Annotated in this window: 18 protein-coding genes and 4 pseudogenes; 16 read left to right on the forward strand and 6 right to left on the reverse strand. The window is 66.2% G+C overall.

Features of this window, described 5'->3' with window-relative positions:
- Positions 1-2,604 carry a glycosyltransferase family 1 protein gene (locus tag CDN38_RS21430; protein ID WP_075510448.1) on the forward strand — a complete coding sequence of 868 codons (2,604 nt, stop codon included), beginning with the start codon at positions 1-3 and terminating at the stop codon, positions 2,602-2,604.
- A gap of 19 nt (positions 2,605-2,623) precedes the next feature.
- Here the strand turns inward: CDN38_RS21430 and CDN38_RS21435 are convergent, their stop codons facing one another.
- From CDN38_RS21435 to CDN38_RS21455, 6 genes and pseudogenes are all read right to left on the reverse strand, one after another.
- The gene (locus tag CDN38_RS21435; protein ID WP_233026978.1) at positions 2,624-6,886 is read right to left on the reverse strand and encodes a protein kinase domain-containing protein; all 4,263 of its coding nucleotides are present in this window, start codon (positions 6,884-6,886) and stop codon (positions 2,624-2,626) included.
- Between the two features lie 33 nt (positions 6,887-6,919).
- Positions 6,920-7,069, reverse strand: a pseudogene (locus CDN38_RS32485) (double zinc ribbon domain-containing protein); the annotation flags it as partial.
- Positions 7,070-7,174: 105 nt separating this feature from the next.
- Positions 7,175-8,056 carry a DegV family protein gene (locus tag CDN38_RS21440; protein WP_075510450.1) on the reverse strand — a complete coding sequence of 294 codons (882 nt, stop codon included), beginning with the start codon at positions 8,054-8,056 and terminating at the stop codon, positions 7,175-7,177.
- 147 nt (positions 8,057-8,203) lie between these two features.
- The gene (locus CDN38_RS21445; RefSeq protein ID WP_099319162.1) at positions 8,204-11,476 is read right to left on the reverse strand and encodes an MFS transporter; all 3,273 of its coding nucleotides are present in this window, start codon (positions 11,474-11,476) and stop codon (positions 8,204-8,206) included.
- 255 nt (positions 11,477-11,731) lie between these two features.
- Entirely contained in the window at positions 11,732-13,729 is a 1,998-nt protein-coding gene (locus tag CDN38_RS21450) for an ATP-dependent DNA helicase (RefSeq protein ID WP_099319163.1), read from the reverse strand.
- 34 nt (positions 13,730-13,763) lie between these two features.
- Entirely contained in the window at positions 13,764-15,071 is a 1,308-nt protein-coding gene (locus CDN38_RS21455; RefSeq protein WP_075510452.1) for a nicotinate phosphoribosyltransferase, read from the reverse strand.
- A 66-nt stretch (positions 15,072-15,137) separates the two neighbouring features.
- On the opposite strand from CDN38_RS21455, the gene clpS reads away from it, so the two are divergent.
- The 15 genes and pseudogenes from clpS to CDN38_RS21525 all read left to right on the forward strand — a co-directional run bounded on the left by clpS (position 15,138) and on the right by CDN38_RS21525 (position 24,241).
- Positions 15,138-15,443: an ATP-dependent Clp protease adapter ClpS gene (gene clpS, locus CDN38_RS21460; RefSeq protein WP_075510453.1), complete on the forward strand. Its 306-nt coding sequence runs from the start codon at positions 15,138-15,140 to the stop codon at positions 15,441-15,443.
- 24 nt (positions 15,444-15,467) lie between these two features.
- Positions 15,468-16,055 (forward strand): oxidative stress transcriptional regulator AosR, encoded by a 588-nt coding sequence (gene aosR, locus CDN38_RS21465; protein ID WP_075510454.1) that lies wholly within the window; start codon positions 15,468-15,470, stop codon positions 16,053-16,055.
- Positions 16,056-16,071: 16 nt separating this feature from the next.
- Positions 16,072-17,112, forward strand: coding sequence for a P1 family peptidase (locus CDN38_RS21470; protein ID WP_075510455.1), 1,041 nt, complete (start codon positions 16,072-16,074; stop codon positions 17,110-17,112).
- Positions 17,093-17,527 carry a M67 family metallopeptidase gene (locus CDN38_RS21475; protein ID WP_267888257.1) on the forward strand — a complete coding sequence of 145 codons (435 nt, stop codon included), beginning with the start codon at positions 17,093-17,095 and terminating at the stop codon, positions 17,525-17,527. Before CDN38_RS21470 ends, CDN38_RS21475 begins: the two co-directional genes overlap by 20 nt.
- Positions 17,528-17,557: 30 nt before the next feature.
- On the forward strand, positions 17,558-17,830 hold the full coding sequence (locus CDN38_RS21480; protein ID WP_036419927.1) for a MoaD/ThiS family protein: 273 nt from the start codon (positions 17,558-17,560) through the stop codon (positions 17,828-17,830).
- 9 nt (positions 17,831-17,839) lie between these two features.
- Positions 17,840-18,811: a cysteine synthase gene (locus CDN38_RS21485; protein ID WP_075510457.1), complete on the forward strand. Its 972-nt coding sequence runs from the start codon at positions 17,840-17,842 to the stop codon at positions 18,809-18,811.
- Between the two features lie 101 nt (positions 18,812-18,912).
- The gene (locus tag CDN38_RS21490; RefSeq protein WP_075510458.1) at positions 18,913-19,581 is read left to right on the forward strand and encodes a rhomboid family intramembrane serine protease; all 669 of its coding nucleotides are present in this window, start codon (positions 18,913-18,915) and stop codon (positions 19,579-19,581) included.
- Positions 19,578-20,393, forward strand: a complete 816-nt coding sequence (gene murI, locus CDN38_RS21495; protein WP_075510459.1) for a glutamate racemase — start codon at positions 19,578-19,580, stop codon at positions 20,391-20,393. The genes CDN38_RS21490 and murI overlap by 4 nt, the downstream gene beginning before the upstream one ends.
- A 70-nt stretch (positions 20,394-20,463) precedes the next feature.
- Positions 20,464-21,237: a cyclic nucleotide-degrading phosphodiesterase gene (locus tag CDN38_RS21500; protein WP_075510460.1), complete on the forward strand. Its 774-nt coding sequence runs from the start codon at positions 20,464-20,466 to the stop codon at positions 21,235-21,237.
- Between the two features lie 32 nt (positions 21,238-21,269).
- A pseudogene (locus tag CDN38_RS33110) lies at positions 21,270-21,383 on the forward strand (AraC family transcriptional regulator); the annotation flags it as partial.
- A gap of 142 nt (positions 21,384-21,525) precedes the next feature.
- Positions 21,526-21,701, forward strand: a pseudogene (locus tag CDN38_RS33115) (AraC family transcriptional regulator); the annotation flags it as partial.
- A 5-nt stretch (positions 21,702-21,706) separates the two neighbouring features.
- Positions 21,707-22,130 (forward strand): annotated as a pseudogene (locus CDN38_RS21510) (VOC family protein).
- A gap of 35 nt (positions 22,131-22,165) precedes the next feature.
- On the forward strand, positions 22,166-22,498 hold the full coding sequence (locus CDN38_RS21515; protein WP_075510461.1) for a DUF1801 domain-containing protein: 333 nt from the start codon (positions 22,166-22,168) through the stop codon (positions 22,496-22,498).
- Positions 22,499-22,613: 115 nt separating this feature from the next.
- Positions 22,614-23,393, forward strand: coding sequence for a ribonuclease PH (rph, locus tag CDN38_RS21520; RefSeq protein WP_036400277.1), 780 nt, complete (start codon positions 22,614-22,616; stop codon positions 23,391-23,393).
- A 269-nt stretch (positions 23,394-23,662) separates the two neighbouring features.
- Positions 23,663-24,241 carry a DUF4395 domain-containing protein gene (locus CDN38_RS21525; protein WP_233026979.1) on the forward strand — a complete coding sequence of 193 codons (579 nt, stop codon included), beginning with the start codon at positions 23,663-23,665 and terminating at the stop codon, positions 24,239-24,241.
- Position 24,242: the final 1 nt, after the last annotated feature.

The raw sequence follows: 24,242 nt of genomic DNA on the forward strand, positions 1-24,242 counted from the left end.
GTGAAAGCCCTCCGCCGGTTTACCGTCCGTGCTCATCTGCCCGACCGTCTTGCCGCGCTGGACCAGCTGTCGACCAACCTGCGGTGGTCCTGGGAAAAGGCCACCCAGGACCTGTTCGCGAGCATCGACCCGGCACTGTGGGCAAGCTGCGGCAACGACCCGGTGGCGGTGCTGGGTGCGGTCAAACCGGCACGCCTGGACGAGTTGGCGCTCGACGAAGAATTCCTGCGCCGGCTCGACGAGCAGGCGGCCGATCTGGCCGACTACCTGAGCCGCCCACTGTGGTATCAGCAGCACGAGCAGGCGGGTGTCCCCGGCGCATCCGGGCCGAGCCTGCCCACCAGCATCGCGTACTTCTCGATGGAGTTCGGCATCGCCGAGGTGCTGCCCAATTATTCCGGCGGCCTTGGGATTCTGGCCGGCGACCATCTCAAGGCGGCGTCCGATCTGGGGTTGCCGCTGATCGCGGTCGGTCTGTACTACCGCTCCGGATATTTTCGGCAGTCGCTGACCGCCGACGGCTGGCAGCAGGAGACCTATCCCTCGCTGGACCCGCACGGGCTGCCGTTGCGCCTGCTCGCCGGCGCCAACGGTGATCCGGTGCTGGTCGAGCTGGCGCTGCCGGATTCCGAGCAGCTGCGGGCGCGCATCTGGGTGGCACAGGTGGGCCGGGTGCCGCTGCTGCTGCTGGATTCCGATATTCCGGAAAACGAGCACGAGCTGCGCAGCGTGACCGACCGCCTCTACGGGGGTGATCAAGAACACCGGATCAAGCAGGAGATCTTGGCCGGTATCGGCGGGATAAGGGCGATTCGCGCGTTCACCGCCATCCAGGGATTGCCGGCCCCCGAAGTCTTCCATATGAACGAGGGACACGCCGGATTCCTCGGGGCAGAACGCATCCGGGAACTCGTCACCGACGCGGGACTGGACTTCGACACCGCGCTGACGGTGGTGCGGTCCAGCACGGTGTTCACCACGCACACGCCGGTGCCCGCTGGTATCGACCGGTTCCCGGTGGATATGGTGCAGCGTTACTTCGGCGAGGACGAGCCCACGCTGCTGCCGGGCGTGCCGACCGATCGCATCCTCGCGCTGGGCTCCGAGGACGATCCCACCAAGTTCAACATGGCCCACATGGGTCTGCGGCTGGCGCAACGGGCCAACGGTGTCTCGCTGCTGCACGGCAGAGTCAGCCGAGCCATGTTCAATGAGCTGTGGCCCGGATTCGACCACGACGAAGTGCCGATCGGCTCGATCACCAACGGGGTGCACGCCCGCAGCTGGGCCGCGCCGCAATGGCTGCAACTGGGCCGCGAACTGGCCGGTTCGGACTCGTTCGCCGAGCCAGCCGTCTGGCTGCGGTTGCAGCAGGTGGATGCCGGCCACCTGTGGTGGATCCGGTCTCAGCTGCGCTCATTGCTGGTGGAGGACGTGCGGGCGCGGTTGCGTCAGTCGTGGCTGGAGCGTGGTGCATCAGATGCCGAATTGGGCTGGATTGCAACGGCCTTCGATCCTGATGTGCTAACCGTCGGCTTCGCCCGCCGGGTTCCAACCTACAAGCGGCTTACCCTGATGCTGCGTGATCCGGAGCGACTCGAAAAGCTGCTGCTCGACCCGGACCGGCCGATACAGCTGATCGTTGCCGGAAAGTCGCACCCGGCCGACGACGGGGGAAAGGCGCTGATCCAGCAGGTGGTGCGGTTCGCCGACCGGCCGCAGGTGCGTCACCGAATCGCCTTCCTGCCCAATTACGACATGTCGATGGCTCGGTTGTTGTACTGGGGCTGCGACGTGTGGCTGAACAACCCGTTGCGGCCGTTGGAGGCGTGCGGCACGTCAGGGATGAAGAGTGCGCTCAACGGTGGGCTGAACGTGTCCATCCGCGACGGCTGGTGGGACGAATGGTGTGACGGCGAAAACGGTTGGGAGATACCGTCTGCCGACGGGGTGGCAGATCCGGATCGACGCGACGACCTGGAGTCCAGTGGGCTCTACAACCTGTTGGAGCAGGCGGTGGCGCCGAAGTTTTACGAGCGTGATGAACGGGGCGTGCCGCCGCGCTGGATCGAGATGGTCCGGCACACCTTGCAGACGCTGGGGCCGAAAGTGCTGGCTTCCCGGATGGTTCGAGACTACGTCGAGCACTACTACGTGCCGGCGGCGCAATCTCGGCGCAGGACGCTAGGTGCTGCGGGCGGCGGTATCGAGTTCAGTGCGGCCCGTGAGCTGGCCGCCTACCGACGGCGCGTCGAAGAAGCCTGGCCAAAGATCAAGATCACTGACGTCGACAGCACCGGGCTGCCCGATACTCCGTTATTGGGGTCGAAGTTGACCTTGACCGCGATCGTGCAACTGGCCGGACTGCAGCCCGATGAGGTGACGGTGCAAGCGGTGCTGGGCAGAGTCGACGCCGGCGATGTACTACTGGATCCGATCAGCGTCGAGATGTCACACATCGGTAGCGCCGACGCAGGTCACGAGATCTTCTCGACGACAACGCCGCTGCCGCTGGCGGGGGCAGTCGGGTACACGGTGCGGGTGCTACCCCACCATCCGATGCTCGCTGCCAGCAACGAGCTTGGGCTGGTTACCCATGCGTAGGCGGTAATGTCGGGAGCGGCTAATGCCAGTACACCTCATGGATTCGCTGCGGGTCCTGCAGCCCCTTGAGTTGCTCTTCACGCGCTTCGCCGAACTGAAACTCCTGAATTCCGGCGACCAGCGCGGGCATGACCGCTGACACCAGGATCTCGTTGCCGTTCGCTTTCGCCGCGATCCGCGCCGCGAGGATCACATTGTGCCCGAAGAAATCCTCTTGTTCGCGGATCACCTCACCTGCGTGCAGTCCGATCCGTACGCATGGCACCTGGCTGCCGGGACGTTCGCGAAGGGCCGCGAAGTCGCGCTGGATCGCGATCGCACAGCGGATGCCGCTGCTGGCGCTGGCGAATGCGACCATGAATCCGTCGCCTTGCGATTTGACCTCGAAGCCACGGTGCGCTGTCAGGTGACGACGGATGACCGCGTTGTGGCGGTGCAACAGCTTTAGCCATTGCTCGTCGCCGAGCTGCTCGGTGAGCACTGTGGAGTTCTCGATGTCGGAGAACATGATCGTGACGGTTCCGTCCGGCGCTGCTACTGCGCGAAGGTCGGGCCGGTTCTGCTCGACGGACTGGGCAACGTCGTCGAGCGCTGTCCACCCGAATTTTGGCGTCTGCTTCGGCTGCCCTGGGTGCTCCTGGCGTAGCTGCGTGAGCCGCTCGACGTCGACGCGCTGGCCGATCCGCTGCGCGAGCGTAAGTCCCTGGTCGATCAGGCCCATCGCTTTCTCGTGAGCTGCGCGTTCAGGTTGGCTGAGCAGCGTGCGAGCGTACTCGTAACAGACCCGAGGGGTCACATAGGTGGAGCCGATCTCGGCGTTACGCGAGAGTGCGAGGTCGAAGTGGCGTATGGCGTTTCGATCGTGGCCGGCTGCGGCGGCCGCGAAACCGAGAAACGCCTGGTTGGAGCCGAGGCAGCCGGCTCCGGCGAGGAATAGCGAGCAGAGGTCCCCGTACGGCGCCAGCAGCCCGTACAGCCCGGTTGCGGCTTCGCGGTCGCCGATCGCGACCGAGGCAACCGAGAGCATGCAGATCGATGTCAACCAGTCGCTGGTGCGCAGCAGCGCCCGGAATCCGTCAGCCGCAAGCTCCGCGAACCTGGCCCGGGCCTCATCGAGCTGGCCTGTCTCGGTGAGCAGCCACACGTACGCCGCCGGCCACGCTTGGCCGTAGCGAGCGGCGGCCTCACGGCCGACGTCGGTCAGCTGCTCCAGGCTGCCGTCCGCCAACCGGGTCAGAAACGACTGCGCGCCAAACACGACTGCCGCCGCCTCGGGCTGGGCATGCTGGCCGATCGACAGGGTCTCCAGCGCGAGACCTCCAGCCTCCTGGTAGCGACCCTGCATCAGCGCTCGCATCGTGCGGAACACCGCCGCCTGCCACAAGTACTGCGGCTGCTGCAGTTCGTCCGCCAGCCGGTCGCAGACCGCGATTTCCTCATCGACCGAGTGAAAGTCGCCGAGCTGCGCATGCGCGATCAGCCGCAGGTGGTGACCCTCGAATTCCATATCGCGGTCACCGACGATGCGGGCGAGCCGCACCAATTCCTTGCCCGACGCGACCGCCTCGGCGATGCCGTGGGGGCCCAATGTCGACCACTGGCGGCTGTGCATGGCCAGCAGCAGGACCTTCGGGTCGCCGACTCGCTCGGCCATATCGAGGGCCTGCGCGCTCGCCCGGCCGGCTTCGTCCATAGCCTGCTTGCAGCGAAGCTCGAGGGCCAGCCGAGCGAGGACTCTCACTCGCAGCGCGGTGTCCCGCGCCGGCAGCATGTCGAGTGCCTCAGTCAACATCGCCACCAACCGTTCATCAGCCTGATCGGTGATCGAGATGCGGGCTGCACTACCTCCGTATCCCAGTGCGGCACGAGCGTAGTGTTCATTCATCGCCAGATCACGTGCCGTCTCCGCCGCCTCGCCGAACGTCGCGCGGGCATGCTCGGCCTCGCCGGCCCGCCAGTTGGCATCCCCGAGCGCTAACAGCAGATCGCACCGGCGCCGCGGCTCCACCTCCGAGAGCGAGTCGAACAGCCGCAACGACGTCTCGTAGAGGCTAACCGCGTCTTCGTAGGCATACGTCGCTACCGCCCGTTCGGCCGCCCACCACGCGTAGTCGGCCGCCTTCGCGATGTCGCCCCGCGGAGCTGCCTTGGCGAAGTGGTATGCGATCTGCGACAGATGCGACTCGATCCGCTCTTCATAGACCTGTTCGAGGGCTTCGCCGACGGCGATGTGCAGTTGGCAGCGGTGCAGCGCGGGGAGGTCGTCATACAGTGCGTCGCGAGTCGCGCCGTGGGCGAAGACATACCCGCCGGGCTCGCCGATGCACGGCCGCACGATCGTTTCGTCGAGCGCCGGCTGCAGCTGTGCCAGCACGGCGTTTGCCTCGAGCCCGCTGATCCGCGTCAGGATCTGCAGATCGAACTCACGGCCGATCACGGCGGCGGTCGACAGCAGCTTGAGCGTCTCGGCCGGCAGCGCCTCGAAACGATGGGATACGACCTCTCGGACACCTCGGGGGATGCCGAGTTCCTGGCCTTCACGGAAGTCGACAACCCACCGATCTTTGCGCCAGACGAGCACTTGGGAGTCGATCAGGTGGCGAGCGATCTCCTCGGCGAAGTAAGGGTTGCCCTCCGATTCTCGGCAGACGGTTTCTGCGAGCTTGAGCTCGCCTCGCCGCTTCAGCGGTTGCTGCAGCACCGCTTCCAGCATCGCTTTGATGTTGTGGTCGGACAATCCCCGCAGCCTGATGTGCGCGTAGCCCCGCTCCTTGCTTAGCGCGGTGAGCACAACGTTCAAGTAGTGGTCGTCGGCGAGCTCGTCGTCGCGGTAGGTGCCCAGCAGAAACACACGTGAGCGGGCCAGCTCGCGCGCGATGAACTGCAGCAGCATGAGCGAGGGGCGGTCGGCTTGATGCAGGTCTTCGAGGAATATCGCCAGCGGCTGGCGGTCAGACGCGCCGATCAGGAATCTCGAGATCGAATCGAACAGCCGAAACCGCGCCTGCTCGGCGTCGAGCGGGGGTGATTCGGGTATCTCGGGCAGCTGCTCGCGCACCTCAGAAACGATCTGGGCGATCTCGAACGCGCCTGAGCCCAATTCAGAAGCCATTGTCTTCGCGTCGCGCTCGTGTGCGTAGTCGCGGATCACCTGCACCCACGGCCAATAGGCGGGAGCGCCGGCGCCTGCATAGCAGCGGCCCCACAAAACCTGTGCGCCGCGTAGCGCGGCGTAGGCTGCGACCTCCGACACAAGGCGCGTCTTACCGATTCCGGACTCGCCACCTACCAGGACCGAGCGCCCGCGGCGGCTGATCGCGTCATCGATCGCGGCGCGCAGTTGTTGGGTCTCCCGCTCTCGCCCGACGAACGCGCTGTCGGTGATTCGGTCGAGCGCAGCTACGTCACGAGGCGCGCTATCAGCACCAGCGACCGTCGCGGCGATCAGGTTGAGTGTGTCGCGAACCTCGGCTGCTTCCTGGGGACGGGCTTCCGGCGGCTTCGCCAGCATCTTCAGCAGCAACTGGTCAAGGGCAGCTGGAACACCGGTGCGATGTCCGCTCGGGGCGATTGGCGCCGTCGAAACATGCTGGGAGACGACCGCGGCGGACGACTCGCCTACGAACGGCGGTATGCCACACAGCAATTCGTACATCATGGCGCCCAGCGAGTAGATGTCCGAACGCGCGTCGGAGCCGCGACCGAGGCCCTGCTCAGGCGACATATAGGCGACCGTTCCGATAATCGTCCCCTCGCGGGTCAGCCGCGAGCTGCCCTCGGCTACCGCAAGCCCGAAATCGCCGAGCTTGGCGGTACCGTCGGGCGCCAGCCACACGTTGTGGGGCTTGACGTCACGGTGCACCACCCCTTGGCTGTGCGCGTGTGCGAGCCCGCTGGCGATGTCCGCCCCGATACGAACCACCTGCTCGATGGCGATCCGGTGATCAGCCGCCTCTGAGAGCAGGTCTTGCAGGTCACCGCCGGCCATGTATTGGCTGATCAGGTATAGCTGCCCCGCCCCTTCGCCGAAGTCATATACGTTGACGACGTTTGGGTGCTCGCCAAGCTTGGCCATCGCCTCGGCTTCCCGGCGCGCGCGGCGCATGGCGGTCTCGTCCGTGCCATCGGCCTTGAACAGGGCGGCGGCTACCTCGCGTTGCAGGCGGGTGTCGGTGGCGAGGTACACCCGTTTGCCGGCGCCTTCGCCGAGCAGGCGACCGAGTACGTAGCGCCCGTCCGACAGGGTTGGTGGGGCCGGGGCGCTGGTGGGTTGCGCCGACACGGACCCCACGCCTAGCTTGCTGCCGCATTCGTCACAGAAGCTGCGCGAGCCCGGGTTGGGCGCGCCACACTCTGGGCAGGGGACCTCGACGGCAAGCGACGCGCCACAGGCGCCGCAAAACTTGGCCTGAGGCCGGTTGGCGGCCCCACACTTGGTGCATTCGACACTCGTGACCGTATTCATCGGTCAGTTACCGCTGCGCCGTGCCGACGAGGCTGCGGGCCAGCAGCACCCCACGACGGAGATGGGTCCCGGTCACCGGGGCCGCTGTCGGGGGTGACCGTGACGTCAGCCACGCCCGCCGTCCAGCGCTGCGCCGGGAAGACCGCCGACCCACAACGATTGCGGACCGAAGTTGATCGCGACCACCGGTCCGTGCTCGGAGACGAACAGCGGCTCGGTACCGAACAACCCGGCGAGACGGTCTGCTAGCTGCTGCGCATCCTCATGCGCGTTCGTGTGTTGTACGAACCATCGATCGGCGCCTGCTGGACGGCGCTGTCGCATCAATTCGACCAGCCGCTCGGTACCGCGCTTGCGCGTGCGCACACGCTCGACAGCCTTGGTTTCCGATTCGATCGTGATGATCGACTTGAGGTCGAGTGACGAGCCGAGCCACGCCGCGGCAAGGCCGATCTTGCCGCCGCGCCTTAGATACTCGAGAGTTTCGACGAGGACCCACACCCGGACCTCTTGGCGCGCCCGGCGTACCCGCTCGATCACGCGTGAGCGGTCTTGGCCCGCGGCTGCGGCACGTGCGGCAGCCAGTGCTTGAACTCCCATACGCCCGCCGGTGCCGGCCGAGTCGATCACCACCACGCGCTCACCGCCGCGGCCCTCAGATTCCAGCTGCGCCGCGGCCTGCCGAGCATTTGAGCAGGTCGGGGAATATGCGGAGGTGAGCAGGACCGAAACGACGGTGTCGTGCGTCTGCAGCAGCCGCTCGAACACCGCGATGTAATCGTCCACGGTTGCCGGCGACGTGGTGGCAACGTACTTCGATGCCTCGAGCTCGGTGTAGAACCTGTCGACATCACCGTCGAACTCTGATTCGCGCAGCCGACCGGCGCCCAGCTCGTAGTACATCGACACCACCGTGATGTCGAGACCCTCGATGAGCGTGCGGGGCAGGCCGGTATTGCTGTTGGTAACCACTGCGACGTCAGCCATGCGGATTCTCCCGTTCGATCGTATTATTCGTGCGCATCCCGTGTTCGGGGTGCCGTGAATATCGTTGGCGGCCAGGGAGTCCGATGGCCTCGGCCACCGTTTGCAGCGTGAGTTCGATTTCGGGAACGCCGCTGCGGCCAGCGCGGATCATTGCCGCGCTCGGCCGTGCGCCAACGCCATGATCTGGGGCAGAAGTTCGCGGGTTGCAATCCGGCCTGCCTCGCGGGCCTGGTCGATTTGGTGGAACTCCAGGAATCCGACCTTGCTCACGTCGGGTCGGATCGCGAGGTCGGCCCGTGCCAGCTCCGCCGTCGACGCCATCCCGCTGCCGATCGTCATGGTGCGGATAAGTGTGTCGACGATACTCGGCACCCGGGGAGTATCTGCGGCGGAATGTGGCCCACCACCGGTGCCGATCTGGACCGCGATCACCGGGCCCTCTGGGCCCGCCAACGTGGCCACGGGCAGGTTGTCCAGCACAGCACCGTCGACGTGCAGCGTACCGTCGTAGACCTGCGGCGCGTACAAGCCGGGCAGGCGCATAGAACATCCGATGACGTCGGCCAACCGGCCGCGCCGATGCACCACGGCACGCCGGGCCAGCAGGTCGACACTGACGCAGCGGAATTGCTTCGGCAGTTCCTCCACCAGCAGCTCTCCAAAGCCGCTCTGAAGAGCGGCCACGGTGCGCCGTCCACGGATGAGTCCCTTGCTCGGCACGGTGTAATCGGAAATCAGATTGTTGCGAAGGAAGTACTCGTAGACGTAGGCGTCTATCGCGACTGTGTCCATACCCGTTGCTCCGAGTGCCGCGATCATCGAACCCATACTGGTCCCGGCGAACCGGTCGACCGTCAGCCCGGCGGCCTCCAACTCCGCCAGCACACCAAGGTGAGCGAATGCCCGTGCGCCCCCACCGCCAAGGACCAGCCCGACCGAGCAGCCCGCGATGCGCGCGGCGAGCGGGCGCAGGTCAGCGGCCGCGTGTCCGGGGCGGACTGAATGCACCGATCGCGGCGTGATCAATTCCTCCCATGCGCGGCGGTGTGCGCGCTGGGCGCGCGGTCCGGCGAACACGAGGTCGGCGCCCGCCGCGCGCGCCGGAAGTGGTTGCGGTGGCGTGGGATTGCCTGTGACCAGCACGATGCGGTCGGCGACCCGCAAGCAGAAGTCTCGCCAGTCAACGTCGTCGAACGCCGCCGCGAGCACCACCTTGTCCGCGGCAAGCTCGGCATTTTCTAGTCCGTCGCGGTCGACACGGCCGGGGTTGACCGCCCGTAGCCTCCTCGACAGCCCAGTGACCAGTTCAGTTGCCACCATCGACGCGGGCGCGTCAGCATCGACCCCGACAACGGCGACGACCGCCTCCGGGGTCGGCAGCCGCGGGACCGCCGGTGGTGGTGTCTGATGCAGCCGGGTGGCCAAGACCCGGACCAAGGCCTCGAACATGCTCGCGTCGGCGATCTTGTCGAAGTCGGCCTTGGTAATTCGCACCAGCGTCGAGTCGCGCACGGCTCTAATTGATGCGGAACGGGGCGCCTGGATGAGCAAGCCAAGCTCACCGACGACCTCCCCGCGGCCCAGCTCGGTGACTACGACGTCCTTGTTGACGACCTGTAGCCGGCCGTTACGTACCACATACAGGCAGTCGGAGGTGTCACCCGCATGAAACAGGTACGCGCCCGCCTCGAGCTCGACCAGTTGGGCACGGTCCCGCAGTTCCGCCAAGGCGGCCGCATCCAGCCCGGCAAACAGCGGCAGCGATGCGAGCAGATCGGGCTCGCGGGCGGCGGTCGCCTGCGGCTGGTCGGATGCGGATGCCGGCTGGGCCGCCGGTCTCAGCGTCAGCGGGTCGATTTCCGGTCCAGGCGCAGGCTCATCCGCGTCGGTCGCGGCGTGGCGGGCGCGGCCCAGAACCAGCCCTCCCATCGCGACCAGCACAAAGCAGATCGCGGCTAGTACCCATCCGCGCCGCAGCGCCGCTTCGAGCGCGCCCCGCGCCGGCGTGCCGATCACCACCACGAGCAGCGCGACGCCGATCACGGAGCCGAGTTGGCGGACACTGCTGACCACTGCCGAGGCGGTGGCGTAGCTGCCGCTCGTGCCCAGCCCAGCAAGAGCGGCACTGCCGAGCACCGGCAATGTTGCGCCGACTCCGATGCCCTGCATCATCTGGCCGGGCAGCCACTCACCGAGGAAATCCGGGGTGGACCCGACGCGCTCGGTGTACCAGAGCAGGCTGGCAGCCCAGATCAGTGAGCCGACGACGACAATCACGCGGTAACCGTGCCGGTCGGCGACGCGGCCAAGTACCGCCGCGACGACTGCCGCAACGAGCGCAGCCGGGGCGATCGCCATACCCGCCTGCAGCAACGTGTAGCCCCATACATAGTTCAGGTACAGCACATGCGTGAGCAGGTAGCCGTAGAACCCGGCGCTCGCGATGGCGGTCAGTACGTTGCCGGCCACAAAGGACCGGACGCGCAAGAACGCTGGGTCGATCAGCGGGGCGGGGTGGCGGCGCGAGCTCAGCACAAATCCGACCATCGCGACCGCCCCGGCCAGCATCGACCCGACGCTCGCCGCGCTGAGCCAACCCCAGTCCGTGCCTTTGACCAATCCAAGGGTGACGAACCCGAGCGAGATGGCGAGCAGCGCCGCCCCCCGCAAATCAGGTATATGCCGGCGCCCTGGAGCTCGGCTTTCGACGAGCCCCCGCCGCGCCACCACCACCGCCACAATGCCGAGCGGCAGGTTCACCAGAAACACCCACCGCCAGCTCGAGATCTCCACGATGGCACCGCCGATGGGTGGGCCGAGGCCCGATGCGAGTGCCGCCGCCGCACCCCACAGGCCTATCCCGTGTGCGCGGCGTGCGGCCTCGAAGCCCTCGACGACGAGCGCAAGCGATGCCGGTATCAATATCGCTGCGCCCACGCCTTGCAACACACGGAAGGTAACCAATTGCTCGACGGTGCCGGCGGCCGCGCACAACACGGATGCGGCCGTGAACAACACCACGCCGTAGATAAACATCCGCCTGCGGCCGAGCAGGTCGGCGAGCCTGCCGCCGGTCACCAGGAATGCGGCTAGAACAATGTTGTAGGCATTGAGCACCCAGGACAGGCTGCTGATGTCTTGGCTGTGGAAGTACCGCTGCATAGCCGGAAAGGCGACGTTGACGATCGTGGAGTCGAGAAACGCGAGGAAGGCGCCGAAAGCCGCCACCAACAGCACCGCCATTGACGAGGGCTTGCGGCGCCGGGTGAGCGGGGCGACGGACCGGCGCCGATGGCGTGGTCTGCCTATCCGGATCGTATCGGCGTCCAGCGGGGTGGCGGTCTGGGTGCTTGTGTCCTCCACGCCTGGGGCGGTGCGGCTCGGTTGAGTTCCGGACTTAGCCACACCCTTGGACGCCATGACGCCCCTCCATTCAGTGCTGCAGCTGCCGACCTGGTTTGCTGAACGGCCGTCGGGCCATCGCCAGACTCGATGACTGAAAGGAGGCGGCTGTGCCCGCGGTTGATCTTAGAGCTGTGTCATGTGGAGTTGGAGTGGGTTTCGCGTGGTTTGTACCAGGTGACTGCGGCAGTCCGGCCATATGGGGCACCTTCTCGAGCAAGCTCGCACACCGTCGGTATGTTTAGGCCACATCGGTGGTAAGTCCGTGATTTGTCACGCCGAACGGTCGTCCTGGACGGTGCGTAGGCGCGTCAGCGCGTCGCGAACCTGGGCGGCGTCGGTCGTCTGCCAGAACGGCGGCAACGAAGCTCGCAGGTAACTCCCGTAGCGGGCGGTCACCATCCGCGAGTCCAGGACGGCTACCACCCCACGGTCGCTGACCCGGCGCAACAGCCGGCCGGCGCCCTGTGCCAGCAGCAGCGCCGCATGGTTGGCGGCGACGGTCATGAAGCCGTTGCCGCCGCGAGCCGCCACCGCGCGCTGCCGGGCGCTCAGCAGTGGGTCGTCCGGGCGGGGAAACGGGATGCGGTCGATCAGGACCAACGACAGCGACGGTCCGGGTACGTCGACACCCTGCCACAACGACAGGGTGCCGAACAGCGAGGTGGCGGCGTCGGCGGTGAACTGCTCGACCAGTGCGGAGGTGCTGTCGTCGCCCTGGCACAACACCGGTGTGGAAAGCCGTTCGCGCATGGCTTCCGCGGCGGCGCGTGCCGCGCGCATCGAGGAGAACAGGCCAAGGGTCCGCCCGCCCGCCGCGGTGACGAGTTCGGCGATTTCGGTCAGCTGCTCGGCCGACCCGGTCCCGTCACGACCGGGCGGCGGAAGATGGGCCGCCACATAGAGGATTCCCGACTTGGCATGCTGGAACGGCGATCCCACGTCCAACCCGCGCCATGGCTGGTCCGAGGGCTTGTCCGAGGATCTGTCGGAAGTCAGGCCCCAGGCCGCCGCCATCGCGTCGAAGGTCCCGCCGATTGCCAGCGTCGCCGAGGTCAGCACCGTGGTCGAACGGGCGAACACGGCAGTGGCCAGCAGGTTGGCGACGGACAGCGGAGCCACCCGCAGCACGGCGCGTGGCGAACCGCGGTTCTCCTCATGGTCGAGCCAGACTACGTCGGTGCGCTCGGGGATCGCCGGCGTGAAGGACGTCAGTATTCGCGAGGCGGTATCGGAGATCTCGGTCAGGGCCGCCGCGGCTTCGGCGCGGGCCGACGCCGCCTTCGCGTCGCTGGTGCTGTCGATCGCCGAACGGGCCGCGCCGGCCGCGTCGCGTAGCGTCGTCAGGTATGTCGCCAACTCGTCGTCGAGGTAATCGATGCGACCGGGTGACGCGTCGTGGATCGCCGAGGTGAAGGTCGCCGACGCCGCTTCCAACCGCTCGAGCACTTCCGGGGCGACCAACCGGGCGATCCGCCGCGCGGCCACACCGAGGGTTGCCGACGTCAGCTCCGCGGTGGCCACCGAGGTTACCCGGTCGGCCAGCTCGTGCGCCTCGTCGACCACTAGGAGCCGGTGTTCGGGCAGCACCGAGGATTCGGCAACGGCGTCCACGGCCAGCAACGCATGATTGGTGACGACGATATCGGCCGCACCCGCCCGGGCGCGTGCCCGTTCGGAGAAGCACTCGGAGCCATACGGGCACCGGGCCACGCCGATGCATTCCCGCGCGGAGACGCTGACCTGCGACCATGACCGATCGGCCACACCGGGTTTGAGGTCGTCGCGGTCTCCGGTGCCGGTTGTGGCCGCCCATTCGGTGAGCCGTTGCACGTCGCGGCCCAGCGCGGTCACGGTCATGGGGTTAAAGAGCTCCTCCTGCGGCTCGCCGGTGGGGTCGGTGGCCGCGCTGCCGTTGTGAATCTTGTTGAGGCACAGGTAGTTTCCCCGCCCTTTGAGCAAGGCGAACTGCGGCCGGCGGAGCAGGGAAGCGGCGAGCGCATCGGCGAGCCGGGGTAGGTCGCGATCGACGAGTTGCCGCTGCAGGGCGATCGTTGCGGTAGACACCACGATCGGCTCGTCGCCGACCGCACGGACAATCGCCGGAATCAGGTATGCCAGGGACTTACCGGTGCCGGTGCCGGCCTGGACGACGAGGTGCTGGCCGGTCGCGAAAGCCTGCGCCACGGCGTTGGCCATCTCCAGCTGGCCGCGGCGTTCGCTGCCGCCCAGGGCTGCCACGGCGATGGCCAGCAACTCGGGAACAGACACCTCAGGCGTGGTTACTCCCTTGTCTAATCGAATCTCAGGGCGTGGTCGTCAGGGTCGGAATAGCCGGCTCGCCGGCCGCCAATTTCAGTCCCTCCCACGGCAGGCTCCCCAGCCCGAACGCCACCAGCTTGCGGGCCGCCGCCAGCGCGGCGCTACCCGTATCGGCTACCACGTCCCCGGCGCGAACCAGCGGGGTGGTCAACACTCGGTGCGGCTCGGTGGTGGGCGGCGGGCGCCCCGCCGGATGCACGATTTCCTCGGTGATGGTTCCCGTAGGCTTCGACAGCCGCAGCGCTTCTTTGCGGCCACCGCGGGATTCCTTGTGGCTGCTGCGTTTCTGCACGGGAATGCCATCGACCTCGACCAGTTTGTAGACCATGTTCGCGGTCGGTGCACCCGAGCCGGTGACCAGCGACGTCCCGACGCCGTAACTGTCGACCGGCTCCGCGCGCAGCGCCGCGATGGCGAACTCGTCGAGATCGCCGGACACCATGATGCGGGTCTGGTTGGCGCCGAGTTGGTCGAGCTGCTCCCGGGCTTGGCGGGCCAGCACGCCCAACTCGCCTGAGTCGATGCGGACCGCGCCGAGCCCGGTACCGGCGGCAGCGACAGCGTTGGCGATCCCGGTGGTCACGTCATAGGTGTCGACGAGCAGCGTCGTGTCCGCCCCAAGCGCCTCGACCTGGGCGCGGAATGCGGCTACCTCGTCAGGCCCGTCCCGGTGGGCATACAGCATGGTGAATGCGTGCGCAGCGGTGCCTTCGGTGGGTATCCCGTATCGTCGCTGAGCTTCCAGATTGGACGAGCCCGCGAAGCCCGCGACATAGGCTGCCCGAGCCGCGGCAACCGCGGCGCGCTCATGCGTCCGCCGGGAGCCCATTTCGACCAGCGGGCGGCCGTCGGCGGCGCTGACCATCCGTGCCGCCGCGGACGCGATCGCCGTGTCGTGGTTGAAGATCGACAGCACCAGCGTTTCCAGCAGCACGCATTCGGCGAAACTGCCGTGCACCGAGAGCACCGGGGAACCGGGGAAGTACAGTTCGCCTTCCGGATAGCCGTCGATATCGCCGGAGAAACGAAAATCCCGCACGTAGCACAGGGTCTCGGAGTCGAGGAAGTGGGCCAGCAACTCGCAGGCGTCGTCGTCGAACCTGAACTGCGTCAAGAGCTCCAGCAGCCGGCCGGTTCCGGCCACCACCCCGTACCGCCGGCCCGCGGGAAGCCGGCGGGCGAACACTTCCCAGGTGGTCCGGCGATTGGCTGTGCCGTCGCGCAGCGCGGCCGCCAGCATGGTCAGCTCGTACTTGTCGGTCAGGAGCCCAGCGGGGACCGAGTCATTCACCCCGCAACCGTATCGGTTGGCGTCGGGGTCTCGGTATCCACGGCAGTGGCTCGCTATCCTATGGCTATGGTCGTCGCATCAGCGCCCGCCAAGCCCGGATCGACCGGGCAACGCGAGTCCGCGCCGGTCGATGTGACGGCCAGTCCGTGGGTGACTATCGTCTGGGACGACCCGGTCAACTTGATGAGCTACGTGACGTATGTGTTCCAAAAGTTGTTCGGCTACAGCGAGCCGCATGCCACCACGCTGATGCTGGAGGTACACAACGAGGGAAAGGCAGTGGTCTCGGCCGGCAGCCGGGAAGCCATGGAGGTCGATGTGTCCAAACTGCACGCCGCCGGATTGTGGGCGACGATGCAGCAGGACCGGTGAGCTTCGAGGGTATCCGGATCCAGCGTGCGCAAATGGAAGCGCGTCGAAACCCGCAACGGCCCCCGTTTTCGGTCCGCCTTGGCGCCCCATGAGGCAGCGCTGCTCAAGAATCTGGTCGGCGCGATGGTCGGTCTGTTCGATGAACGCGAATCGACCACTCCGACAGACGAACTCGAAGAGATTACCGGCATAAAGACCGGCCATTCCGACCGTCCGGGTGACCCGACGCTGCGTCGGCTACTGCCGGATTTCTACAAGCTGGATCCCGGCGACCCGATGACCCTCGACGCCTCCGAGACGCTCAACGCCGCCCTTCGCAGTTTGCATGAGCCGGCCATCATCGACGCCAAACGCGGTGCGGCACAGCAGTTGCTGCAGACGGTCCCGGAAAACGGCGGTCGGTTCGAGCTGACCGAGTCCGATGCCAACGCCTGGGTTGCTGCCGTCAACGACTTGCGGCTGACTCTTGGAGTGCTGCTCAACGTCGGCCCGCGGGGGCCTGAGCGGCTGCCGGCTGACCATCCCATGGCGGCGCACTATGACGTCTACCAATGGCTGACGGTTCTGCAGGAGTACCTCGTCCTGGTGCTGACGGGTAAACCCGCCGGATGATCGCGACGGCAGCCGGATGAGCGCCATTACCGACGTCGGCGGCATCCGCGTCGGCCACTACCAGCGGCTTGACCCCGGCGCGTCCCTCGGCGCCGGCTGGGCTTGCGGTGTCACCGTTGTGCTGCCGCCACCCGGAACGGTCGGTGCGGTCGATTGCCGCGGAGGTGCGCCGGGAACCCGCGAGACCGACCTGCTGGATCCGGTCAACAGTGTCCGCTTCGTAGACGCGGTGCTGCTCGCCGGCGGCAGCGCCTATGGCCTGGCCGCCGCCGACGGTGTCATGCGCTGGCTCGAGGAGCATCAGCGTGGTGTGTTGCTGGGCCCGGGTGTGGTGCCCATCGTTCCGGCCGCGGTGATTTTCGATCTGCCGGTTGGCGGCTGGGAGTGCCGGCCCAAGGCCGAATTCGGTTACCTGGCCTGCGAAGCCGCTACGACCGATGTTGCCGTCGGGACCGCAGGCGCCGGCGTCGGCGCGCGCGCCGGCCTCCTCAAGGGCGGTGTCGGCACAGCGTCCACCACGCTGCCGTCCGGCGTGACCGTCGGCGCGGTGGTCGTGGTGAACTCGGTGGGCAACGTCGTCGATCCGACTACCGGCCTGCCGTGGATGGCGGAGCTGATCGACGAGTTCGCGCTGACCAAACCGCCCGCCGAGCAGGTCGAGGCGTTGGCGCAGCTGCCGATGGAGCCGAGCCCCATGAACACCACCATCGCGGTGGTCGCGACGGACGCGACGCTGAGTCCGGCGGCGTGCCGGCGCGTTGCGATCGCCGCTCACGACGGGCTGGCCCGCTCGATCCGGCCGGCCCACACGCCGCTGGACGGCGATACCGTCTTCGCGCTGGCCACCGGTGCGGTCGAGGTGCCGCCGGACCCCGGCTTACCCGCCGCGCTATCGCCGGAGACGGGGTTGGTCAGCGCGGTGGGGGCGGCCGCCGGCGATTGCCTGGCACGAGCGGTATTGACTGGTGTCATCGCCGCCACGTCGGTGGCCGGAATACCGAGCTACCGCGGCATGTTGCCCGGAGCGTTCGGAACATGTGCGGAAGGGAACGGCTGAGGTGCTGGTGATTCGTGCCGACCTGGTCGATGCGATGCTCGCCCACGCGCGACGTGATCACCCTGACGAAGCCTGTGGCGTGCTGGCGGGGCCGGAGGGTTCCGACCGTCCCCAGCGCCATATCCCGATGACCAATGCCGAGCGCTCGCCAACGTTCTACCGTTTCGATTCCGGCGAGCAACTCCAGGTGTGGCGATCCATGGAAACCGCCAACGAAGTGCCGATCGTCATCTATCACTCGCATACGGCGACCGAGGCTTACCCGAGCCGCACGGACGTCAGCCTGGCCGCCGAACCGGAGGCGCACTACGTGCTGGTTTCCACCCGCGATGCCGAACGTCCCGAGCTGCGAAGCTACCGCATCGTCGCCGGTGCCGTCACCGAAGAGCCCGTCCATGTCGTCGAGCAGTACTAAACCGTCCCCGCGAGAGCTAGGAAGGCCTGCATGAGCGTCACCGTGTCCATCCCGACCGTCCTGCGCCCCCACACCGATGGCCAGAAGCGCGTCTCCGCGAACGGCGACACGCTCGGCGCGGTCATCAACGACCTCGAGGCCAACTACTCGGGCATCTCTGAGCGGCTGATCGATAACGGCAAGCTGCACCGCTTTGTGAACGTCTACGTCAACGACGAGGATGTGCGGTTCTCCGGTGGTCTGGACACAGTGCTGTCAGACGGCGACTCGGTCACCATCCTGCCCGCCGTGGCGGGCGGGTAAGCGGAGCGCATGACGCGATACGACTCGCTGCTACAAGCCCTGGGCAACACCCCACTGGTGGGTCTGCGGCAGCTGTCACCGCGCTGGGCAGACGAGGCCGACACAACCCACGTGCGGCTGTGGGCCAAGCTCGAAGACCGCAATCCGACCGGATCGATCAAAGACCGGCCGGCGCTGCGGATGATCGAACAGGCCGAACAAGACGGGCGGTTGTCGCCCGGCACCACCATCATCGAGCCCACCAGCGGCAACACCGGTATCTCGCTGGCGATGGCGGCCCGGTTGAAGGGCTACAGGCTGATATGCGTGATGCCCGAGAACACCTCGATGGAACGGCGTCAGCTGCTGGAGCTCTATGGCGCGGAAGTCATTTTTTCGCCGGCCGAGGGTGGATCCAACACAGCGGTGGCCGCCGCCAAGGAGCTTGCCGCTGCCAATCCGTCGTGGGTGATGCTGTACCAGTACGGCAATCCGGCCAACACGGACGCGCACTACTGCGGCACCGGTCCCGAGTTGCTGGCCGACCTGCCCGAGATCACCCATTTCGTCGCCGGCCTGGGCACCGCCGGCACGCTGATGGGTACCGGCCGGTTCCTGCGTGAGCGGGTTCCCGGCATCCAGATCGTGGCCGCCGAGCCCCGCTACGGCGAGGGGGTGTACGCGCTGCGCAACATCGACGAGGGCTTTGTCCCCGAACTGTATGACCCTGAGGTGCTGACCGCGCGATATTCGGTCGGCGCGCACGACGCGGTACGCCGTACCCGTGAACTGGCGGCAGCCGAGGGCATCTTCGCGGGTATCTCAACGGGCGCGGTGCTGCACGCCGCACTCGGAATTGGTGCCAATGTCGTCCAGTCCGGTAACCGCGCCGACATCGCCTTCGTGGTGGCCGACGCAGGGTGGAAGTATCTGTCCACCGGCGCTTACGGCGGTAGCCTTGCTGATGCCGAGAACGCTCTGGAAGGGCAGCTGTGGGCATGACTCGCGCCGGCGACAATGCGGAGTGAAACGATGAGGAGGAGCGGCGCCAATGACCGCGCCGGCGACAATGCGGAGTGAAACGATGAGGAGGAGCGGCGCCAATGACCGGGTATCCGCGCACACCCGCGAAGCAGCCGGAAAAGCGGCCGCGCTGGCTCGTCGGCGCGACAACCATCCTCACCTTTGTCGCGCTCCTTTACCTCGTTGAACTGATCGACCAGCTGTCGCGGCATTCGCTGGACGTCAACGGCATCCGGCCGCTGAAAACCGACGGGTTGTGGGGCATCGCTTTCGCGCCGCTGCTGCATGCCAACTGGGCACACCTGATGGCCAACACCGTTCCGTTACTGGTGTTGGGATTCCTGATGACGCTGGCCGGATTGTCGCGGTTCGTTTGGGCGACGGTGATCGTATGGATCCTGGGCGGCTTCGGCACCTGGCTCATCGGAAACCTGGGCAGCAGCTGCGGTCCGACCGACCACATCGGAGCGTCCGGGCTGATCTTCGGCTGGCTGGCCTTTCTGCTGGTGTTCGGGATTTTCGTCCGCAAGGTCTGGGACATCGTCGTCGGTTTGGTGGTCTTGTTCTTCTACGGTGGCGTCCTGCTGGGCGCTTTGCCGCGGCTGGGCATGTGCGGCGGGGTGTCATGGCAGGGCCATCTGTGCGGTGCGCTCGCCGGCGTGGTGGCGGCATACCTCTTGTCGGCACCGGAGCGCAAAGCCCGCGCACTGAAGAAGGCCGGCAACCGGCAGTTGCGTCCCAAGACATGAGCTCGCCGTTGGCGCCCGTCGGAATCTTCGACTCCGGCGTCGGCGGCCTGACCGTCGCGCGGGCCATCATCGACCAACTGCCCGATGAAGACATCATCTACGTCGGTGACACCGGCAACGGCCCTTACGGTCCGCTGACCATCCCGAAGATCCGCGCACACGCGTTGGCCATCGGCGACGACTTGGTCGACCGAGGTGTCAAGGTAGTGGTGATCGCCTGCAACTCGGCGTCCGCGGCCTGCCTGCGGGACGCGCGGGAGCGTTACGACGTGCCCGTGGTCGAGGTGATTCTGCCGGCCGTACGCCGCGCGGTTGCGGCCACCCGCAACGGTCGCATCGGGGTGATCGGCACTCGCGCGACTATCACCTCCCACGCCTACCAAGACGCGTTCGCCGCCGCGCGCGACACCGAGATCACCGCGGTGGCCTGCCCGCGGTTCGTGGATTTCGTCGAGCGTGGCGTCACGAGCGGCCGTCAGGTGCTGGGGCTGGCGGAGGGTTACCTGGAGCCGCTGCAGCGCGCCGGGGTGGACACCCTGGTGCTCGGTTGTACGCACTACCCGCTGCTATCGGGACTGATTCAACTGGCCATGGGCGACCACGTCACGCTGGTCTCGAGCGCCGAGGAGACCGCCAAAGAAGTTCTCCGGGTGCTGACCCAGAGCGACCTGCTGCGCCCGCACGATGCGCCGCCGGCTACCCGGGTGTTCGAAGCCACCGGCGACCCGGAAGCGTTCACCAGGCTGGCGGCGCGATTCCTCGGGCCGGCGATTAACGGTGTGGAAGCCGTTCGTCATCCGCCTGTCAAATAGCGTCACGCGAGATTCTGCTCACCTATTGCGGCAATGTTTTTCTCATCGCGGTAATGGGCATGGCACAGTAGTGTCCGTGCGAATAACCGTGCTCGGATGCTGCGGCAGCGTCGTGGGTCCGGATTCGGCCGCGTCCGGTTATCTGCTTCGGGCTCCGGACACCCCGCCGATGGTCATCGACTTCGGTGGCGGTGTGCTCGGCGCACTTCAACGACACCTGGATCCCGGATCGGTGCATGTGCTGTTGTCGCATCTGCACGCGGACCACTGTCTGGATATGCCGGGGTTATTCGTATGGCGCCGTTATCACCCATCGCCTCCCGCGGGCAAGGCATTGTTGTACGGCCCGAGCGACACGTGGTCACGGCTGGGGGCAGCGTCGTCGCCCTACGGCGGCGAGATCGACGATTGCTCGGATATCTTCGACGTCCACCACTGGGTGGACGGCGAGCCGGTGACATTCGGTGCGGTTACCGTGGTGCCCCGGGTCGTTGCTCACCCGACCGAGTCCTACGGCATGCGGTTTACCGATTCCACCGGCGCGTCATTGGCCTACAGCGGCGACACCGGCATCTGTGACCAGCTCGTCGAGTTGGCTCGCGGCGTGGACGTCTTCTTGTGCGAGGCCTCCTGGACACACTCCCCGGACCGTCCGCGGGACCTGCATCTGTCCGGCACTGAAGCCGGAAGGGCCGCGAGGTGGGCCGGGGTCCGCGAGCTCCTGCTGACCCACATTCCGCCATGGACATCGCGCGAGGATGTCATCAGTGAGGCCAAGGCCGAGTTCGACGGACCCGTACACGCGGTGGTGTGCGACGAGACTTTCGAAGTCCGGCGGGCCTGAAGCTCGCTGGCGAAGGCGGTGGTTCGGCGCAGATGAGCACACCGGCCGAGGCTCAGCGCTTACGAGACCTCGAGCTGCTGCGGCGCGCTCGGGACAGGATGGACCGCGAGTATGCACAGCCGCTCAACGTCGACGCGCTCGCCCGTGTTCGGGGGCATTCAGGGTGACCACCTGGGGGTAGGGGTCCGGCACTGACGGTGGGCAGGGTGTCGGCTGGTTGTACCCCGGTTTGGTCGTTGTGGTGCCGGGGCGGCACGGTGATCAAGTCCTTGGTAGGCGACGGCCCTCCCGTCGTCGCTGGGCACCTTCAGCACTCGCTTTTCGAGCTGGTCGGCATGCCGCCCAGCCTTTATCGAGAGCGGACAGCCGGCACCGCGAAGGGTATTCCGGCATGCCTGGAGAAGCAGGTGACCCGACCGATCAGGAATCGAGAAGCCTCGGTTACCGAGCTGCACCTAGCGTGAGCGTCATGGACATCACTCACTCTAGCTTCCTTCCGCACGAGGACCCGGAGGAGTCGCTGACCTTCTATGCTATCGCGACATTCTCGGCTTCGAGGTCCGCCTCGATGTCGGGAAGGGCAAGATGCGATGGATCACGGTCGGTCCTCCGCATCAGCCCGACACCTCCATCGTTTTGTACCCGCCGAATGCCACCCCGGCATCACTGGTGAGGAGCGCCGCACTATTGCCGAGATGATGGCCAAGGGCAGTTGCGGCACCCTGCTCTTGGCGACCAAAGAACTCGATGCCACATTTGAGCGGCTGCAGAACTGCCTGCATGACGGCCAAGGCGAGGTGATTCAGGAGCCGACGGATCAGCCGTACGGGGTTCGAGACTGCGCACTGCGTGATCCCGCCGGCAACCTGATCCGCATTCAGGAGTTGAGCTGAAATAATGAGCGACGCAACGAAGAACATCGACGCACATCGCCGAGCTGTCCGACTGGCGGGGCGACACGCTCGCGCGGATCCGCAAGCACATCAAGCAGGCCGATCCGGACGTCATCGAGGAATGGAAGTGGCGCGGCGTTCCCGTCTGGTCGCACGACGGGATCATCTGCACCGGTGAGACCTACACATCTCAGGTGAAGGTGACTTTCGCCAAGGGAGCGTCGCTGGCCGACCCGGCAGGTTTGTTCAATGCCAGCCTGGACGGCAATACCCGGTGTGCAATCGACATTCGCGAGGGCGATGCCATCGGCGAAGAGGCATTCATAGCGCTCATTCGCGAGGCGGTGCAGCTGAATACCCGTGGTTGAGCGATCCGGGTGCAGCCGGTCCGTGCACACGAACGGCAGGCTTGATTTCCTGCCTCCTCAACGCGCCTTCTGGGCGCACTCGGACGCACCAGGTCGGCCCGCTAGGGTTGGCGTCGTGTCCAAACGAGAAGACGGCCGCCTCGATGACGAGCTTCGTCCGGTGGTCATCACCCGCGGGTTCACCGAAAACCCTGCAGGCTCGGTGCTGATTGAATTCGGTCGCACCAAGGTCCTGTGTACGGCTAGCGTCACCGAGGGGGTTCCGCGCTGGCGCAAGGGATCTGGTGTGGGATGGCTCACCGCCGAGTACGCCATGCTGCCGTCGGCTACTCATACTCGTTCGGACCGCGAATCGGTCAAGGGGCGAGTCGGTGGCCGCACCCAAGAAATCAGTCGACTGGTCGGTCGGTCGCTGCGCGCATGCATCGACCTGGCGGCCTTGGGGGAGAACACCATTGCGGTCGACTGCGATGTGTTGCAAGCCGACGGCGGTACCCGCACGGCGGCCATCACGGGTGCCTATGTGGCGCTGGCGGACGCCGTGACCTACCTGGCGGCGGCCGGCAAACTGTCCGATCCCCGGCCGTTGTCGTGCGCCATCGCCGCGATCAGTGTGGGCGTGGTCGACGGCCGGATCCGAGTTGACCTGCCGTACGAGGAAGATTCCCGAGCCGAGGTCGATATGAACGTCGTCGCCACCGATACCGGGACTCTGGTGGAGATCCAGGGCACTGGCGAGGGCGCGACGTTCCCGCGGTCGACGCTGGACAAGCTGCTCGACATGGCGCTGGGTGCTTGCGACAAATTGTTCGCCGCTCAGCGGGAGGCGTTGGCGCTGCCGTATCCAGGTGTCCTGCCCGAAGGACCGCCACCACCAAGAGCGTTCGGAAGCTGACCCTGGTAATCCACCAGTCGGAACACTCAAGCCTCAATGGCCGGGGGTGTTGGCCAACTCCACAACCGGAGCATCGTTCATGGAGACGATGTCTTTGCCGATCACCGGCAGTGCGGCGCCGCTCGGCTTGGTCGGCCGTAGCGTTTGCCATTGTCATCGACTCAATGTGCTCAATGTGGCTGGCCAGAGGCGCGCACAATACCGTTATGATACGCTTGTCGGCGCATCCAATTGAGTTTTGCCAAAAACAATTGTTTTAGGATTAATTGATGGCCAGTCGGCAAGTCCCACTTGAACATGCCTTTCTCAACCAGCCGTGGTGGGCAATGGGGCAGATGACGCATGCCCATGCGGAACCGCGCATCAACGAAACCGCGACCCGCGCAAGGGCGGGTTTGTTGAATATTATCTCGGCAATCACGATCGCATTATTGCTCATGCGTCCGGAAACCGATCCAGTGATCATCGTTGGTCCGCTCGTACTTTTTGATATGTTGGCCGCGGCGGCTACTGGATTAACTCCATTGAGCCCTACTGGCATTCTGGGCACAGCGTTAACAATGGGCATTCGTCCGGTGTGGAAACCGACGCGGCCGAAACGGTTTGCGTGGTTGCTCGGCGCCAGTTTAGCCGCGATATGTCTTGCCATGCGGCTGTTAGGCGCGTCGCCCGTGGCGATGGCGGCTGTTGTTGCGGTCTGTTTTGTCCTGACGTGGTCGGAGGCCGCGCTGGGCTTTTGTGTGGGCTGTTACCTGCATAAATTGATTTGGGGTTGTGAAGACTGCGAAGTCCCTTATGTCAGGGGAATAGCACCACGACCGGCAATAAACCAGGAAAGTCGTGTGTAGG

Source organism: Mycobacterium ostraviense (genome assembly GCF_002705925.1).
In the GTDB taxonomy this organism is placed as follows: domain Bacteria; phylum Actinomycetota; class Actinomycetes; order Mycobacteriales; family Mycobacteriaceae; genus Mycobacterium; species Mycobacterium ostraviense.